Genomic DNA, 16,048 nt, shown 5'->3' with positions numbered 1-16,048 from the left:
AATGCTGCTGCGGGAACTCGTCGCGCACCCCGCCCTGGGCCTGCGCCTGCTGCACGGCGACGCCGCGTCGCTGGAGCGCCCGGTGCGCTGGGTCTACACGACGGACCTCATCGACCCGGGCCGCTACCTGTCGGGCGGCGAGCTGGTGATCAGCGGCCTGGTGTGGCGGCGCGACCCGGCCGACAGCGAGCGGTTCGTCGCCGCGCTCGCCGCCTCGGGCACGGCCGCGCTCGCCGCCGGCGCCGCGGTGTTCGGCGGCATCCCCGACGACGTCCTCGACGCCTGCCGCCGCCACGACGTGCCGCTGATCGAGGTGCCCGAGGAGACGTCGTTCTCGGCCGTCACCGAGCTCGTCGTCGGCGCGCTGTCGGCCGCGCGGGGCGAGCGCCTCGCGCACACGGTCGGGCGCCAGCGGCGGCTGCTGTCGGCCGTGGCGGGCGGGATGGGGCTCGACGAGCTGGTGGCGCAGGTCGGCGCGGCCACCGGGCTCGTGTGCCGGGTGCTCAGCGCCACCGGGCGCGGCATCGTCGCCGGCCCGCACCCGCTGCCCGACGCCGAGCTCGACCGCATCGCCGCGGCGTTCCTCACCGCCGCGCGGCTGCCCGCGGTGGTGCCCGGCGGCGCGCACTCGGTGTTCCCGGTGGGGCCGGCGTCCGAGCAGCGGGCGACGTCGTGGTTCGTGGCCGTCGAGGGGGCGTTCCCGGGCTGGGACGCCGAGTCCGCCGACGCCGTCGACGAGCTCGTCGCCATCGCCGCGCTCGACCGGGCCCGGCGCAGCGAGGGCCTGCGGGTGGCCCGCGACATCGCCGAGGACGCGATCGCGCTGGTCGCGGGCGGGGCCGGCAACCGCCCGGAGACCGCCACGCGGCTCCGCCAGGCCGGGCTGGACCCCGCCGCGCCGCTGACCGTCGCCGTCGCCGGGTTCGTCGACCGCCCCGACCGCCTCGAGATCGCGCGGGCCGTGCTCGTCGACGCGGCGTCGCACGGCATCGGGCACGGGACGCCCGCCGTGGGCGTGCACGACGGGCTGGCCGTCGCGCTGCTGCCCGGCGACCCCGACGCCCTGCGCACCGCCCTGGCGCGGCTCGAACCGGGGCTCGGGCCGGAGCGGCTGACGGTCGGGGTGAGCCGGCCCTCGACGCTCGAGGCGCTGGCCGGCGCGCTGCAGGAGGCGCGGCACGCCCGCGACCTCGCCGAGCACCGGCCGGGCGTGCTGCACGTCGTCACCGGTGCCGACGTCACGACGCACGTCGCCCTGCTGGCCACCGTGCCCGACGAGGTCCGCCGGGCGTTCGCGGCGCGCGTCCTGGACCCGGTGCTGGCCTACGACGCCCGCAACGACGCGGGGCTGCGGGAGACCCTGGAGGCGTTCCTGGACTGCTCGGGCTCGTGGAGCCGGGCGGCGGAGCGGCTGCACCTGCACGTCAACACGGTGCGCTACCGGATCGGGCGGGTGGAGGAGCTGACGGGACGCGACCTGGGGGTGTTCGGGGACCGGGTGGACGTGTTCCTGGCGCTGAGGTGCCGCTGACGCCCGCCGAGGGGGCGGGTCCCGGAGATGACGGCTCAGGGCCGGAAGGCCGCCGCGTGGTCGCGGAGGAACCGGAGCGTGGTCCGCGGCTCCCGCCCGGTGAGCACCCGCACCACATCGGTCGTGGTGGCCATCGCGCCCCGGCGCAGCTCGCCCCAGAGGATCACCAGCTGGTCGGCCGTCCAGTCGGGGACGCCGGCCCGGACCATCTCCGCCCGGGCGGCCTCGTCCGGCACGTCGACGTACTCCACCTCCCGCCCCGTCACGGCGGAGAGCTCCTGCGCCACCTGGTGGTGGGTCACGGCCTCGGGCCCGGTGAGCGTGTAGGTCCGTCCCTCGTGGCCCCCCTCGGTGAGCACCACCGCGGCCACGGCCGCGACGTCACGCGGGTCGATCAGCGTGACCTTCGCGCCCCCCGCGGGCGCGAACAGCGTCCCCGTCCGCGCGACCGCGTCCGCCGCGGCGAGCAGGTTGGAGGTGTAGCTGCTGGGCCGCAGGACGACGGCCGGCACGCCCGACCGCCGCAGGTGCGCCTCGATGCGGCCGTGCGCGTCCCAGAACGCGAGCGGCGAGCCGATCTGCGCGCCGCACGCCCCGATCTTGACCAGTCGCCGGACACCGGCCCGGGCCGCCGCGTCGATCACGTTCGTCTCGTGCTCCACCTGCTGAGGGTGGTTGGGGGTGCAGAGGAGCACGCGCTCGACGCCGTCGAGCGCGGCGCGGATCGACGCCGGGTCGGTGACGTCGCCGTCGACCGGCTCGGCCCGGCGGTCGAGGACGGCGGCCGCCCGCGCCCGGTCCCGGACGAACGCCCGCACCGCCAGACCGCGGCCGAGCAGCTCGTCCACCACGTGGGAGCCGACGGTGCCGGTCGCGCCGATCACCAGGGTCGTCATCGCGCACCGCCCGGCCTGATGTTCGCGTTGCGGTGCAGCACGTTGCCCGGGTCGTACTCCGCCTTGACCGCGGCGAGCCGGTCGTACTTCGCCGGGCCGTAGGCGGCCCGGACGCGGTCCTCCTCGTAGTCGGTCATGAAGTTCACGTAGCTGCCCGAGCCGGCGGCGAAGGGGCGCAGCGCCTCCCACAGCGCGCGGACCCACTCCCGGTCGGCCGCCAGGGTGGCCGGGTCGAGGGCGATGGCGTCCATGTTGACGACGAACCGGGCCGCGCGGCTGCCACCGAACGCGGTCGCGTCGTCGTCGACGTCGGCGAAGGCCCCGCCGAGCGGGAAGATCGGGAGCAGGCTCATCGGCGAGGCCTTGCCCGGCAGCCGGTCCACGATGACGTCGACGGCCTCGTCGGTGAGCTCGTCGAGGGAGAGCGACTTGTTGTAGGCGTGCACGATCCCGTAGGGCGCGCTCTCGTCGAGCATCTGCTGCAGCGCGACGTAGGGCATCCCGTTGCCGAACTCGAACAGCGGCGGCAACGACTCCCGCGCCGGCGCCAGGAGCGCAGCGTGCTCGTCGGGGGACGAGAAGCCGACCACCACCAGGCCGACGCCGAGGGCGGAGTGGTGCTGCTCGGGGATGAACGGCGCGGGCGGCGCGTTCATCACCACGATCCCACACCGAAGTTGCCCCCGCCGCCCGTGAGCGCCCACAGCAGATCGGGGTGCTCGTCGGCGGCGGCCCGCACGCAGCGCCCGTCCGGCAGCACGACCTCGGCCGACACCAGGTTGTCGACGGCCAGCCCGCACGCGCGCGTCAGCCACCCCATGCCGCCGCCGAGGGTGAGCCCGCCGACCCCGGTGTGGCTGATGGTCCCGCCGGTCACCGCGAGCCCGTGCTCCTGAGCGGCCGCGTCGAGCTGGGCCTGGGTCGCGCCGCCGCCGCAGCGCGCGCGCCGTCCCGCCGGGTCGACGGTGACCTGGTCGAGCCCGGTCAGGTCGATCATCAGGCCGCCCTCGGGCACGGCGGCGCCGCCGTAGTTGTGCCCGCCGCCGCGCACGCCCACCTCCAGCCCGTTCCGCTGCGCGTGCGCCAGCGCCCACGCCACGTCGGCGGGTGACAGGCAGCGCGCGATCAGCGCCGGGCGCCGGTCGATCCCGGCGTTCCAGACCGATCGCGCGGCGTCGTAGCCGTCGTCACCGGGCTGCAGCAGCACGCCCTGGAAGTCCTTGCTCATGGTCGCGGTCATGGGGTCCTCCTCCGAGCCGGGTTGCTCGGACGCCACGGTGCGGCACCCGCCGTTCCACGAGCGTTCCTCCGCTACGCCGGCCCGGTGCCCCGTGCGAGGTCCGTCCGCACGCGGCGGGCGTGCGGCGCCCAGAGCCGGGCGGTGCCCCCCGTCGCGAGCAGCCGGTCGGCGACGTCGAGCGCGGCGACGGTGTCGCGGGCGGCGAGGTGCGCCGCGAGCAGGAGCCGCAGCATGATGGCGTGCTGCCCGGGCGCGCCCCCGCCGCCGCGGGTGTGCTCGACGGCAGCCCTGATCGCGGCCCTGCCGTCGTCGGTGTCACCGTCGAGGACCGCCACGTACCCGGTGAACGCCGTGGCGACGTGCCGGGTCACCGCCTCGTGACCGACGACCGACAGCTCGGCGACGTGCTCGCGGAGCTCCCGCTCGTCCCCCATGTCCAGCGCGAGCAGCGCGCCGAAGGTCAGCGCGATGGTCCGGCTGAACCGGTGCCCGACCGCGGTGGCCCAGTCGAGCGCCGCGGCCCTCGCCGTGCGGGCGTCGTCGGGCAGGCCGAGGAACCAGAGGGTGTTGGCGAGCCTGCTCAGGCAGACCACCTTCGGGTCGTGGGCGTAGCGGATGACGTGGGTCGTGTGGTCCCGCGCCCGGTACCGCTCGACGGCGAGCTCGAACTGCGGGCGCGCCGTCTCCAGGTCGGCCTGCCAGAACGCCGCGATGCCCGTGACGTAGGCGGCCTCGACGACGAGGACGTCGTCGCCGTCGCGGTCGGCCGCCCTGCGCAGTCGCCGGCCGAAGTCCTCGGCCTGCGCGAACTCCGACCGGGTCAGCGCGCTCACGGCCAGCGAGCGCAGCAGCGGGGGCGCCGGCTCGACCCCGAGCACCCGCGCGAGGGTGAGGGCGCGGTGCTGGTTCTCCGACATCGCGGACGAGGCGTAGGTCCCGACCGACACCAGCGGCGCGAGCAGCGCGGTGCGGACGTCGAGCTCGCGCGCATCCCGGTCCGGCGACCCGGGCAGGTCGAGCAGCAGCTCCAGGCCCCGGTCCAGCAACCGCACGGCCTGGGCACCGGCGTGCAGCAGCTGGGCCGCCCGGGCGGCGCGGCAGTACCACTCCACGGCGGGCGCAACCGCGCCGGACCGGTCGAGGTGCACGGCGATCTGCACGCTCACCGGACCCGGGTCGCTCAGGTGGGTCCGCTCCAGCGCCGCCGCGATCCGCGCGTGCAGGCGGCGCCGTCGTGCCGGGCTGACGTGCAGGTAGGCGACCTGGCGGATCTTGTCGTGGCTGAAGTCGTACGTCCCCCCGGCCGCGCCCTCGCTGCGCTCGCGGACGATCTGCCGCCGCCACAGCTCGTCCAGGCCGCCCACCACGGTGTCCTCGTCGGCATCGGCGGCCGCGGCCAGCACGTCGGCGCTGAACTCGCGCCCGATCGCCGCCGCCAGCCCGGCCAGGTCCCTGGCCGGCACGCTGAGCTGCGCCAGGCGCGCGTCGATCACCGACTGCACGCGCGGGCTCAGCGAGCTGTCCGGCGTCCAGCCCGCCCGCAGGGCCTCGACGACGAACAGCGGGTTGCCCTCCGTCTCGTCGTAGAGGTGCTGGACGTCGGAGCGGGAGAGGCGGGCGCCGAGGGCCCGTTCGGCGAGCACCGCGGTCTCGTCGCGCCCCAGCCGGCCCAGTGCGATCTCCGCGAGGCACTCCCGGGCGCGGGCGCCGGCGAGCAGCTCGTGCACCGGCTGGTCGGCCTCGACGTCCTCGCGGCGCGCGGTCGCCACCACGAGCAGGCGCGCGTCGGGCTGCACCCGCAGCAGGTAGTGCAGGAGCCGGCAGGTCTCCCGGTCGACGTGCTGGAGATCGTCCACGACCAGCAGCAACGGCCCACCGCCGGCGAGGACGACCGCGGCGACGGCGTCGAACAGCCGACGCCGCTGGTCGCCCTCGGGCAGCGGAGCGGGAGGCGGGACGTCGGGAACCTCGACCAGCAGCTCGGGCACGAGACGGGCGAGCTCGGTGAGCCGCCCCGTGTCGAGGCGCGGCAGCCGCGTCCGGAGCGCCGCGGAGCGCAGCCAGGTGACCACGGGGGCGTAGGCGAGCGATCCCTCCGCGGGGTAGCAGCGGGCATCGGCGACCGCGGCGCCGCGACGCCGGCACCAGGCGCGGAACTCCTCGACCAGACGGGACTTCCCCACCCCGGCCTCACCGCTCACCAGCACCAGCCGGACCTGCCCCGCGTCGGTGGAGCGCCACGCCGCGGCGAGCTGCGCCTGCTCGTGGGCGCGTCCGACGAGCGGTGGCCCCGCCCTCGCCGCCGGTGCCGGCTCGAGCGGGTGGCGCACCAGCCTCCGGTAGACCGCGTCCGTCTCGGCCGACGGCCGCACACCCAGCTCGCGCTCCAGCGTGGAGCAGCAGACGTGGTAGGCCCGCACCGCCCGGGCCCGGTCGCCGCGCGCCTCGTGGCAGCGCATCAGCTGCCGGTGGGTCTCCTCGCGCAGCGGGTCGCCGCGCAGCAGCCGCTCGGCGTGGCCGACCGCGTCGTCCAGGTCGCCGCGCGCCTCGCACGCGGTGGCGAGCTCCCCGAGCGCGCCGAGCTGCCGCTGCCGCAGCCGTTCGCGCTCGTCGTGCAACCAGTCGTCGTAGCAGCCCTCCAGCAGGTCCCCGGTGTAGAGCGCGACGGCGTCGCGCACCGCCTCCGGCCTGCCGTCACCGCGTGCGTCGAGCAGGTCCTCGAAGGCGGAGACGTCGAGCCAGCACGGGGCGTCGGCCCGCCAGCCGACGGTCCGGGACGTGACCTCGAGGTAGCGGTCGGCGTCGGGGAGGCGGTGGCGGAGCGTGTGCAGGAGGTGTCGCAGGTTGGTGCGGGCCTGCGCCTCCGTCGAGTCCGGCCACAGCACGAACGCCAGGTGCTGGCGCGGCGTGGCGGTGCCCCGGTGCAGCAGCAGGAACGCGAGCAGCGACTCGGCGCGGGCGGACTCCAGCGGCGGCACCCGCACGCCGCCCAGGCTGAGGTCGAACCGGCCGAGCACCCGGATCCTCGCGATCGGCTGCACCCGGACAGTGTCACGGTCGACGGGGGTGCCGTCACCCCGCCGGTCCCGGCGCCCCCGCGTTGCGCCCCCCGCGAGTTGCAGGAAAGCCACGTTCACGCAACGGGGCTGCGTGAACGTGGCTTTCCTGCAAGGCCGGTCAGTCCCGCCCCACCGTCGCCTCGATCAGCCCGTACGGCCGGTCGGCCGCGTAGAACACCTCGTTGCGGTTCTCCAGCCCGAACGGCGCGAGGTCCACGACGAAGTGGTGCCGGTTGGGCGCCGACAGGCTCACCTCCGCGATCTCCGGATGCTCCTCCAGCACCGCCTTCCCCATTTCCCACAGCGTCTGCTGCAGCGCGAGGGAGTGCACGCAGGCGAAGCGCTCCAGCAGGATCCGCCGCACGTCGGCCCAGGTCTTGTCCCAGCTCACCTCGGTGCCCGTGTAGGTCCAGGTCGCCACCAGCGACGTCGACATGATCCGGTCGTGGGTGGGCGCCAGCGTCGTGTACCCGTCCACCAGGAAGCCCGCGAACTCCGAGCCCGTCGACTTGAGCAGCACCAGGTCGCGCAGCCCGGACACCACCTGCGCGCCGTCGTCGTCGACGGTCACCACGGTGGTCCGCACCTCCGACCCGCTGCGCACGAACGCGTGGTCGTGGCCGGTCCCGCCCACCGGCACCCGCTCCCAGGCGAACTCGTCGACGGCGATGCGCGCGCCCCGCACCGGCGCGACGTCGTCGACGAAGTGCCGGGCCAGCGCGAGCGCGTAGTCCTCGATCTCGCCCAGCCCGTGCGACTTCGCGAAGGCGTAGCAGGTGTTCTTCTGCGTGTCGGTCGGCAGGACGTCGGACTGGTCGCCGTGGCGGTGCGCCGCGGTGAAGTCCCCGCGCAGTGCCGTGGAGACGGTGACGTCGCGGATCTCGTGGCGGTCGGTCTCGCGGTGGATCCGGACGACCCGGTTCTCCGCCTTCCCGTACTGGTTGGTCCCCAGGACGATTCCCATCAGTTCAGCTCCCGCGGTAGGTCGAGTGGGCGAAGGGGGACAGCAGCAGCGGCACGTGGTGGTGCTCCCCCGGGTCGGTGACGGTGAAGGTGACGGCGACCTCGGGGTAGAACCCCGTCTGGCCGGTGGCGGCGAAGTAGCCGCCGGTGTCGAACGTGAGCGTGTGGGCGCCGGCGGCGAGGTCGGCGGCCAGGCGCCCGACGCGCCCGTCGGCGTCGGTGACGTCCTCGGCCAGCAGCGCGCTCCCCCGCGTCAGCCGGACGGCGACGCCGGCGGCCGGGCGGCCCAGCGCCGCGTCGAGGACGTGGGTCGAGAGGCTCACGCCGCCTCCTCCGACAGCAGCTGCCGCAGCCGGATCCGGTTGATCGCCGCCAGCTCGGCCAGCGCCACGGCCCGCTCGGTGGCGGGGTCGTGGCGCAGGCGCGCGTGCAGCGTCGCGAGCAGGTCCTCGGCGCTGCGACCGGTGGCGCACACCAGGTAGACGTGGCCGAACCGCTCCTCGTAGGCGCGGTTGCCCGCGGCCAGCGCGTCGAGGACGTCGGTGCCGGCGGCGGTCACCGCGCCCTGCTCGCGCCGCGACCGTCCACCCGCGGTGCGGTCGCCGATGCGCGGGTGCCCGGCCATGGCGGCGTCGAGGTCGGCGTCGGTCAGGGCGCGGTCGGCGGCGTCGAGCAGGGCGTCGAGCGTGCCGTAGGGCCGCCCGGCCGCGACCTCGCGCGCCCAGCGGGGCGCCGCGCAGAGCGCGAGGAGGTCGCGCTCGGCGGTCGGCGAGGTGTCGAAGGACGCGGTGGTGCAGGAGGACGCGGTGCTCACCGCGCCTCCCGCCCGAACGCCCTGGCCCGGGCGCTGGCGATCGGGTTCGCGTCGGCGACGAGGTCGGCGAACCGGTGCCCCGCGACCTTCGCGATCTCGATCAGGGCGGCGGCGTGCTCCTGCGCCGGGGAGTTGTCCAGGCGCTGCCAGCCGGCGCGCAGGATCTGCTCGCGCGTGGCGGCGTCGCGGACGCACACGATCAGCGGGATGCCGAAGCGCTCGCGGTAGGCGGCGGCCAGCGCGGCGAACTCCTCGCGGTCGGTCTCGGTGAGCCGGGTCAGGCCCGCGGCCGACTGGTCGCGCGTGGAGTCCTCGCCCTCGTCGCCGTCGGCGACGCGGTCGCCGCCGAGATCGGGGTAGTGCGCCATCAGCGCTTGCTGCTCCTCGCGCGGCGCCGAGAACAGCGCCTCCTGGAACGCGCTGCGCAGCGCGGACGTGTCGGCGAAGGGCCTGCGGTCGTAGGCGCGGCCCACCACCTCGCCCGAGCCCTGGAACAGCCGGCCGAAGGTCGCGACGAACTCCGCGCGGCTCATCTTGTTCACCTCGGCCAGGCGCACCACGGCCCCGGGCGTGCCGGCGACGGCCGGGCCGCGGTTGCGCCCGACGTGGTGGAACACGACGTTGAGCACGATCGCGGTGATGCTGCCCAGCGTGATGCCGGAGCCGAAGACGATCTGCGCCCACTGCGGCACGGCGGTGGCGACGTCGGGCTGCGCGGTCACGAACATCGCGAGCCCCACGCTGGAGCCGACGATGACGACGTTGCGGTGGTCGTGGAAGTCGACGCGCGCGAGCGTCTGGATGCCGACCACCGCGACCGTCGCGAACATCGCCAGCGCCGCCCCGCCCAGCACCGGGTGCGGGATGCCGGCGACGATCGCCCCGGCCTTCGGGATCAGCCCGATCAGGATCATGATCACGCCCGCGGCGGCCACGACGTAGCGGCTCTTGACCCGCGTCAGCCGGACGAGCCCGACGTTCTCGGCGAAGCACGTGTAGGGGAAGGAGTTGAGGACGCCGCCGATCGTCGTGGCGAGGCCGTCGGCGCGCAGGGCGCGGGCGACGTCCTCCTTGCCGACGCGCTTGTCGACGATCTCGCCGGTCGCGAACACGTCCCCGGTGGTCTCGACGGCCGTGATCAGCATGACGACGATCATCGAGACGATCGCGGCGGCGCTGAACTGCGGCCAGCCGAAGTAGAACGGCGTCGTCACCCCGATCCAGGACGACTCGCCGACCGCGCTGAACGTGGCGTCGCCCAGGCCCCAGGCCACGAGCGTGCCGAGCACCAGCCCGACGAGCACCGCGACCGTCGCCATGAACCCGCGGAAGATCCGCTGGATCGCGACGATGACGAGCAGCGTGCCGAGCGCGTAGGCGAGGTTGCGCGGGTCGCCCGGCTGCGGGTCGGTGCCGCCGCCGACGGCGTCGAGCGCGGCCACCGGCAGCAGCGCGAGCCCGATGATGAGGATGACCGACCCCGTGACGACGGGCGGGAAGAAGCGGATCAGGCGCGAGAAGAACGGGGCGATGAAGAACGTCGCGAGCCCGGCGACGATCACGGCGCCGTAGATGACCAGCAGGCCGTCCGTGCCGCCACCCGCCGCGAGCCCGATGGCGATCATCGGCGACACCGCCGTGAACGTGACGCCCTGCAGCAGCGGCAGCCGCACCCCGACCTTCCAGAACCCGACGGACTGGATGATCGAGGCGATGCCGCAGGTGAACAGGTCGGCGTTGATCAGGTGGATCAGCTCGCGCTCGGAGAGCCCGATCGCCCCGGCCAGCAGGATGGGGACGATCACCGCCCCCGCGTAGAACGCGAGCACGTGCTGGAAGCCGTAGACGGCGAGCTGCCCCGCCGGGAGCACCTCGTCGACCGGGTGGGGCCGGCGACCGGACCGGGGTGGGCGTTTCGTTCCGCGCACGGGGACACCTCGCAAAAGGGGCTGGGGGCAGAGAGGGGGGCTGAGCAGGACGGGCTGTGAGATCCGACTCACGATGACGGCCGGGCGCCCGGCCCGGCCACCCACCGAAACGACGAAGCGCGGCCGTCACGGCGCCCGCCGGTTGTGCGATCCGACGAGCCCGCAGCGCCGCGGACGGCGGAGCCCGACCCGGCGACGGGCCGCGATCGTGCCTAGCATCGCCATGACGCGAGCGGCGGGCGACGACCCGCCGCGCGCACACCGTGGAGGTCCGCTGATGGCTGCGCCCGCACCGTTCGTGCACCGCGCCGTGCTGTACGGCGACGAGGCCGAGGGGGCGCAGGTGGTGGTGGCGCGGCTGCACGAGTCGGTGGGTCGGGGCGAGTCGGCGGTCGCCGTGCTCGGCCCGCGGCTGCGCCGCACCGTCGAGGACCTGCTCGGCGCCGACGCCCCGGCGGTGCACTTCCGCGACCTGCGGGACGTGCACGCGGAGTCGGTCGACGCGATGATCGCCAACTACCTGGGCATGGTCGACGGGCTGCGGCAGCGCGGCGGCCGGCTCAGCAGCGTCGTCGAGTACGACCCCGGGCACCCGCACGACGGGACCGGGGACTTCTGCTACCGGTTGGAGCGCGAGGTGGGCATCGCCGCGGCGGAGCGGCCCGCCGACAACACCTGCCTGTACGACCTGCGGGCGGTCTCCGGCGAGGAGGTGGCGGCCGCGCGGCGGACCCACCCGCTGCTGGTCGTCGGCGGGGTGGAGGGGCCCAACCCCGACCTCGGCGACGGCTCGGCGCCGGCGCTCGTGGTGATCGGCCGCGCCGCGCTGGGCGCGCTGCGCCACTGGGTGCGCGAGCGCGCCGCGGACCTCCCGCCGGGCGTGCTCGCCGAGCTCGTGCTCGTCGCGACCGAGGCGGTCACGGCGGTGGTCGAGACCGGCACCGGGGTGTGGGTGGGCCTGGACCGGGCGCGCGGCGGGTACGCGCTGCGCGTCTCGTGGCCCGCGCGGCTCCCCCGCCCCGACGAGGCGGTCCTGCGCACGGCGGTGCCGCCCGACGACCCGCTGCACGGACTGTCCCTGGCCGTCCGCTCCGCCCCCGCGGTGTCGGTCGGGTGGGGCCCGGCGGGGTGCTCGAGATCGCGGTGCCGCGGTGACGGCCCGTGCGAGCACCGCCGGGACCGGTCACCAGCTCGACCTCGCCCCGACCGGGTCCGACGACCCCGGCCTGGCCCGGTGGGCCCGGCACGGCGTCGACAACGCCGAGGCCATGATCTACGTCGGCGGCGTCGGGGTGCCCGACGTCGACGCGCTCGTGGCGCTGCTCGCCGCCAACGGGGTCGACGCGCTCGCCGACGCGCAGGACGGCCGGGTGTCCGTCGTCGAGCCCGACCGGTTCTACGGCGGCGGGTACGACGAGCTGGTCGAGGCGGCGTCGGAGGGCCGGCGGCTGGCGGTGCGGACCTTCGGCGGGCCCGCGGCCGCCCGCCAGGTGCTCACCGCGGAGGGGTTCGCGGCGTTCGAGGGCGTGCTCGCGCGGTCCTGGCAGGAGCACGGCGTCACGGCCGTGTGCCGCTACGACGACGTGACCGGCCCCGGCGAGCTGGCGCAGGCGTTCGCCCGGCACGGTTCCGCCTGGGGGAAGTCGCTGCTGCACGTGCACCGCCCGCGGCCCGGGCTGCTGGTCCTCGAGGGGGAGGCCGACCTGTCCAACGCGCACGTCCTGGGCGCCGCCGTCACCGAGGCGATGGGTGACGGCGAGCCGCTGCTCGTCGTCGACTGCACGCTCCTGCGCTTCGGCGCGGTCGCCGCGTGGCGCGCCGTCGTGCAGGCCCAGGAGCGGAGCGGGCGCCCGGTGCGGCTGGTCGGGGCGTCGGACCTCGACCGCCGGCTGCTCGGCATGCTGGGTCTGCACCGCGCGTTCGAGGTCGTCGACGGCTGACGCGACCCCTGCACGTCCCGCCGCGCCGCCCTACCGTCGCGGGGATGACGAGCCGACCGATCGCCCTCGCCCTGGACTGCGTCGACGTCGACCGCTGCGCCGCCTTCTGGACCGCGGCGCTCGGGACGTCGGTCGAGCGGCGCTGGGACGACGCGCACGGGGTGGGGTACGTGGAGATCGGCACGGGCGGGGGCCCCGTCCTCCTGCTGCAGCCGGTGCCCGACCCCAAGCGCGTCAAGAACCGGATGCACCTCGACCTCGCACCCGTCGACGGGACGCAGGAGCAGGAGGTCCAGCGCCTGGTCGGGCTGGGCGCCACCCGCGTCGACGACGCCCCCGGCCAGCGCTGGGTCGTGCTGGCCGACCCGGAGGGCAACGAGTTCTGCGTCCTGCCGCCGCGGCGGGCCGGGGAGGGGTGAGGCGCCGGCGCCGTGAACGCCGGGCGGGCGGGGCGCGTACCCACCGGGGAACCGCACGATCCCCCGCACGAGGAGAACCATGCGCCGCACCGTCCGCCGGGTCGCGATCCTGACCGCCCTGACCACCTCCGCCGTCGCCCTGTCGGCCGGCGTCGCGTCCGCGCAGGACGCCGAGGTGCCCGAGCCGAGCAGCTTCACCAGCATGATCACCGCCATGGCGACGCCCGACGCGGTCGTCAACCCCGACGGCGTCGTGACGCCCGGCGAGCCCGGCGCGACCGGGACGTTCGACTACCGGATCAACAGCGAGCTCGAGATCATCTGCTACGACATCACGCTGCGCGGCGTCACCCCGCCGTACATGAGCCCGGCCCGCACGGCCACGCACATCCACCAGGCCGCCGAGGGCGCCGCCGGCCCGCCGCGCATCGCGTTCCCGGACCCGCAGGACGCGGGCGACGGCATCCTGCGCAGCGAGGGCTGCCTGCAGGGACCGTTCACCACGGGGATCATGGCGAACGGCGCCGACACCGGCGAGGGCTTCTCGCTCGCCGCGATCGAGGCCGACCCGTCGGCCTTCTCCACCGACACCCACACCGCCACCTTCACGGCGGGCGCGGTGCGCGGGCAGCTGACGAGCGTGCCGATGGGCGGGGTCGCCACCGGTGCCGGGGGCACGGCCGGCGGCGGGTCGTGGGCGCCGGCCGCGCTCGGCGCGGCGGCGCTGGTCGGCGCGGCGGGCACGGTACTGGTCCGGCGGCGTGCGCAGCAGGACTGATGCGGGACGCGGTGGGGCCACGCTCCTCCTGGTGGCGGGCCTGTTGACGACGGGGTGCGCGGCCGGTGCACCCGCGCCCGCCGCCGCACCCGCGCCGGTCGCTGCGGCCGCCGCCCCGGCACCGGCTCCGGCCGCGGTGCTCGCCGAGCCCGCCGCCGTCGCCATCCCGGCGATCGGGGTCCGCTCCGACCTGCTCTCCCTGGGCCTCACCGCCGAGGGCGCCGCCGAGGTGCCGCAGGACTTCGACCGCGCGGGCTGGTTCCGCGGCGGCGGGCGCCCGGGCGGGCGCGGGCCGACCGTCCTGCTCGGCCACGTCGACTCTGCCGACGGCCCCGCCGTCTTCCACCGCCTGCGCGACCTGCGCCCCGGCGACGTCGTCGAGGTGACCGCCGCGGACGGGACGCCGGCGCGCTACGCCGTCGAGCGGACCGAGCAGGTCGACAAGGACGCCTTCCCCACGTTCGCCGTGTTCGGCGCGACCCCCGACGACGTGCTGCGGCTGGTCACGTGCGCGGGCGGGTTCGACCGCGGCGCGCGCAGCTACACCGACAACCTGGTCGTGCACGCCACCAGGATCTAGAGCTCCCCGTGCACGACGACCCGCCCGGCCGCGTCGACGACGTCGAACCCGGCGGCGTCGGCGCGCAGCACCGACGAGTTGAGGTTGCACAGCATCGGGTTCGCGCCGGTGCCGACGAACTCCCCCGCGCCCACCGCGCGGCCGCCGTCGTCGATGACGACGACGCGGTAGACCGCGCCCGGCCGGAAGCCGTCGGCGGCCAGCGTGATCTCGACGCCCCACGTGTGCGGGACGACCGTCGCGCTGGCCTCGACGGCGGGGTCGGCGGTGCGCAGGGCGACGGGCTCGCGCGGCACGGCGGGATCGGTGCCCGTGCCGAGCGCGTAGCCCCCGGCCCCGGCGAGGCCCGCGAGCACCACCGCGGCGGCCGCCAGCAGGAGCCGCCCGCCCCGGCCCGGGCGCGACGGGACCCGCTCCGCGGCGGCGCGGGCGACGATCCGGTCGCCCAGCCACGCGGGCGGTGCCGGGGGGACGTCGAGGTGCGCGGGGTCGACGCGCCCGAGAGCACCGACGACCGGGGCGATCTCGGCCAGCTCGGCCGAGCAGGACGCGCAGCCGTCGAGGTGCGCGCGCAGCGCCGTCGCCTCACCGGGCGGCAGCTGCCCCAGGGCGTAGACGCCCAGCGACTCGCGCAGCGTGCGGTGCTCGTCGGCGTTCACGGTTCCACCCCCATCTCGTCCATCGCCAGCCGCAGGGCCTTGAGCCCGTAGAAGATCCGGCTGCGCAGTGTGCCGACCGGCACGCCCAGCTCGGCGGCGACCTCGGCGTGCGGGCGGCCCAGCAGGTGCGTCTGCACGACCGCCTCCCGGTGCTCGGGCCGGATCCGGCGCAGCGCCTCCTCGACCAGCCAGCCGTCCAGCACCGCCTGCTCGGTCGCGTCGACCGCGGTGCCCGGCGGTTCCGGCGGCTCCCCGGTCAGGGTGCGGCGCCAGGGTCGCACGGCTACGCGGCGGACCTCGTCGACGACCGCGTTGCGGGCGATCGCGAACAGCCAGACCCGCAGGCTCGCCACCGACGGATCGAAGCTGCCCGCCCGGCGCCAGGCCCGCAGGAACACCTCCTGCACGACCTCCTGCGCCGTCCCCTCGTCGCGCAGCTGGCGCACGGCGTAGCGGTAGAGCTCGGGGCCGTGCGCGTCGTAGGCCGCCCTCAGCTCGGCCTCGCTGCCCAGCCCGGGCGCGGTCGGGGGCACCCGCCACCCCGTGTCCGGTCCCCGCACCGCACCGCCCCCGCCCGTCGTCAGGGGTGCATACGCACGGGAGGCCGTCGGTGTTCAGCCCGGCGCCGACGGGTCTAGCATTCGCGCCCCGGTTCGCGCGCCGCGGCCGGTCGAGCCAGCACCGGAGGACGACGATGGCCATCTCGCTCAACCCGTACCTCAACTTCCGCACCGGCACCCGCGAGGTCATGGAGCACTACGCGTCGGTGTTCGGCGGCACCCCCACCGTCAGCACGTTCGCCGAGTCCGGCGGCATGGGCCTGGACGACTCCGAGCAGGACAAGGTCATGCACGCCCAGCTCGTCACCGACAACGGCCTGACCCTGATGGCCGCCGACGTGCCCGACTCGATGGAGATCGGCACCAACGGCACCATCTCGCTCAGCGGCGACGACGAGACCACCCTGCGCGGCTACTGGGAGGGACTGGCCGACGGCGGCAGCGTCACCGTCCCGCTGGAGAAGGCGCCGTAGGGCGACACCTTCGGCATGTGCACCGACCGGTTCGGCGTGGACTGGATGGTCAACATCCTCGGCGACCAGGGCTGAGGCCCGACGACCGGAACGCCGGGGACGAGCGCCGGCGGTCGCCTGCTCGCCTCGCCCCGCTCCCGCCTCGGGTGCCCCGCGTCCCGGTCAGGGCGCCTGCAACGGGGTCGGCCCGTGCCTGTGGGGCCGCGGA

Annotated in this window: 15 protein-coding genes and 2 pseudogenes; 7 read left to right on the top strand and 10 right to left on the bottom strand. The window is 75.9% G+C overall.

What is annotated here, in order from left to right:
- Position 1 precedes the first annotated feature (1 nt).
- The gene (locus tag HOP40_RS22165; RefSeq protein WP_172161595.1) at positions 2-1,531 is read left to right on the top strand and encodes a PucR family transcriptional regulator; all 1,530 of its coding nucleotides are present in this window, start codon (positions 2-4) and stop codon (positions 1,529-1,531) included.
- Between the two features lie 35 nt (positions 1,532-1,566).
- Here HOP40_RS22165 and HOP40_RS22160 read toward each other — a convergent pair whose 3' ends face one another.
- The 8 genes from HOP40_RS22160 to uraD (HOP40_RS22130) form a co-directional block, all read right to left on the bottom strand.
- Positions 1,567-2,427 (bottom strand): SDR family oxidoreductase, encoded by an 861-nt coding sequence (locus tag HOP40_RS22160; protein WP_172161593.1) that lies wholly within the window; start codon positions 2,425-2,427, stop codon positions 1,567-1,569.
- Positions 2,424-3,083: a BBE domain-containing protein gene (locus tag HOP40_RS36640; protein WP_338053030.1), complete on the bottom strand. Its 660-nt coding sequence runs from the start codon at positions 3,081-3,083 to the stop codon at positions 2,424-2,426. Before HOP40_RS36640 ends, HOP40_RS22160 begins: the two co-directional genes overlap by 4 nt.
- Positions 3,083-3,667: an FAD-binding oxidoreductase gene (locus tag HOP40_RS36635; protein WP_338053029.1), complete on the bottom strand. Its 585-nt coding sequence runs from the start codon at positions 3,665-3,667 to the stop codon at positions 3,083-3,085. The genes HOP40_RS36640 and HOP40_RS36635 overlap by 1 nt, the downstream gene beginning before the upstream one ends.
- Before the next feature lie 71 nt (positions 3,668-3,738).
- Positions 3,739-6,708: an ATP-binding protein gene (locus HOP40_RS22150; protein ID WP_172161592.1), complete on the bottom strand. Its 2,970-nt coding sequence runs from the start codon at positions 6,706-6,708 to the stop codon at positions 3,739-3,741.
- A 136-nt stretch (positions 6,709-6,844) separates the two neighbouring features.
- Positions 6,845-7,690 carry a factor-independent urate hydroxylase gene (gene pucL / locus HOP40_RS22145; RefSeq protein ID WP_172161590.1) on the bottom strand — a complete coding sequence of 282 codons (846 nt, stop codon included), beginning with the start codon at positions 7,688-7,690 and terminating at the stop codon, positions 6,845-6,847.
- Between the two features lie 4 nt (positions 7,691-7,694).
- Positions 7,695-8,012 (bottom strand): hydroxyisourate hydrolase, encoded by a 318-nt coding sequence (uraH, locus tag HOP40_RS22140; protein ID WP_172161588.1) that lies wholly within the window; start codon positions 8,010-8,012, stop codon positions 7,695-7,697.
- Positions 8,009-8,503, bottom strand: a complete 495-nt coding sequence (gene uraD, locus HOP40_RS22135; RefSeq protein WP_172161586.1) for a 2-oxo-4-hydroxy-4-carboxy-5-ureidoimidazoline decarboxylase — start codon at positions 8,501-8,503, stop codon at positions 8,009-8,011. The genes uraH and uraD (HOP40_RS22135) overlap by 4 nt, the downstream gene beginning before the upstream one ends.
- Positions 8,500-10,431 (bottom strand): 2-oxo-4-hydroxy-4-carboxy-5-ureidoimidazoline decarboxylase, encoded by a 1,932-nt coding sequence (gene uraD / locus HOP40_RS22130; RefSeq protein WP_240157205.1) that lies wholly within the window; start codon positions 10,429-10,431, stop codon positions 8,500-8,502. The genes uraD (HOP40_RS22135) and uraD (HOP40_RS22130) overlap by 4 nt, the downstream gene beginning before the upstream one ends.
- 73 nt (positions 10,432-10,504) lie before the next feature.
- On the opposite strand from uraD (HOP40_RS22130), the pseudogene HOP40_RS36840 reads away from it, so the two are divergent.
- From HOP40_RS36840 to HOP40_RS22110, 5 genes and pseudogenes are all read left to right on the top strand, one after another.
- Positions 10,505-11,158 (top strand): annotated as a pseudogene (locus tag HOP40_RS36840) (MEDS domain-containing protein); the annotation flags it as partial.
- A gap of 424 nt (positions 11,159-11,582) precedes the next feature.
- Positions 11,583-12,371, top strand: a complete 789-nt coding sequence (locus tag HOP40_RS36040; protein WP_240157204.1) for a hypothetical protein — start codon at positions 11,583-11,585, stop codon at positions 12,369-12,371.
- A 44-nt stretch (positions 12,372-12,415) separates the two neighbouring features.
- On the top strand, positions 12,416-12,790 hold the full coding sequence (locus HOP40_RS22120) for a VOC family protein (RefSeq protein ID WP_172161584.1): 375 nt from the start codon (positions 12,416-12,418) through the stop codon (positions 12,788-12,790).
- A gap of 79 nt (positions 12,791-12,869) precedes the next feature.
- Complete coding sequence (locus HOP40_RS22115) at positions 12,870-13,568, top strand: CHRD domain-containing protein (protein WP_172161582.1); 699 nt, start codon at positions 12,870-12,872, stop codon at positions 13,566-13,568.
- Positions 13,569-13,599: 31 nt separating this feature from the next.
- The gene (locus tag HOP40_RS22110; protein ID WP_240157203.1) at positions 13,600-14,148 is read left to right on the top strand and encodes a class F sortase; all 549 of its coding nucleotides are present in this window, start codon (positions 13,600-13,602) and stop codon (positions 14,146-14,148) included.
- Here the strand turns inward: HOP40_RS22110 and HOP40_RS22105 are convergent.
- Both HOP40_RS22105 and HOP40_RS22100 read right to left on the bottom strand, forming a co-directional pair.
- Positions 14,145-14,807, bottom strand: a complete 663-nt coding sequence (locus HOP40_RS22105) for an anti-sigma factor family protein (RefSeq protein ID WP_172161578.1) — start codon at positions 14,805-14,807, stop codon at positions 14,145-14,147. The genes HOP40_RS22110 and HOP40_RS22105 overlap by 4 nt on opposite strands.
- On the bottom strand, positions 14,804-15,340 hold the full coding sequence (locus HOP40_RS22100; RefSeq protein ID WP_172161576.1) for a sigma-70 family RNA polymerase sigma factor: 537 nt from the start codon (positions 15,338-15,340) through the stop codon (positions 14,804-14,806). The genes HOP40_RS22105 and HOP40_RS22100 overlap by 4 nt, the downstream gene beginning before the upstream one ends.
- Before the next feature lie 161 nt (positions 15,341-15,501).
- Between HOP40_RS22100 and HOP40_RS22095 the strand changes: the two are divergent.
- Positions 15,502-15,915: pseudogene (locus tag HOP40_RS22095) on the top strand (VOC family protein).
- Positions 15,916-16,048: the final 133 nt, after the last annotated feature.

The organism is Pseudonocardia broussonetiae (assembly GCF_013155125.1).
In the GTDB taxonomy this organism is placed as follows: domain Bacteria; phylum Actinomycetota; class Actinomycetes; order Mycobacteriales; family Pseudonocardiaceae; genus Pseudonocardia; species Pseudonocardia broussonetiae.
Note: the sequence above shows the minus strand (reverse complement) of the source record. Positions and strands in the feature narration are given on the sequence as shown.

Coding starts and splice junctions, on each gene's coding strand:
- HOP40_RS22165 (WP_172161595.1), top strand. CDS start 2: ATGCTGCTGCGGGAACTCGTCGCGCACCCCGCCCTGGGCCTGCGCCTG.
- HOP40_RS22160 (WP_172161593.1), bottom strand. CDS start 2,427: ATGACGACCCTGGTGATCGGCGCGACCGGCACCGTCGGCTCCCACGTG.
- HOP40_RS36640 (WP_338053030.1), bottom strand. CDS start 3,083: ATGAACGCGCCGCCCGCGCCGTTCATCCCCGAGCAGCACCACTCCGCC.
- HOP40_RS36635 (WP_338053029.1), bottom strand. CDS start 3,667: ATGACCGCGACCATGAGCAAGGACTTCCAGGGCGTGCTGCTGCAGCCC.
- pucL (WP_172161590.1), bottom strand. CDS start 7,690: ATGGGAATCGTCCTGGGGACCAACCAGTACGGGAAGGCGGAGAACCGG.
- HOP40_RS22120 (WP_172161584.1), top strand. CDS start 12,416: ATGACGAGCCGACCGATCGCCCTCGCCCTGGACTGCGTCGACGTCGAC.
- HOP40_RS22115 (WP_172161582.1), top strand. CDS start 12,870: ATGCGCCGCACCGTCCGCCGGGTCGCGATCCTGACCGCCCTGACCACC.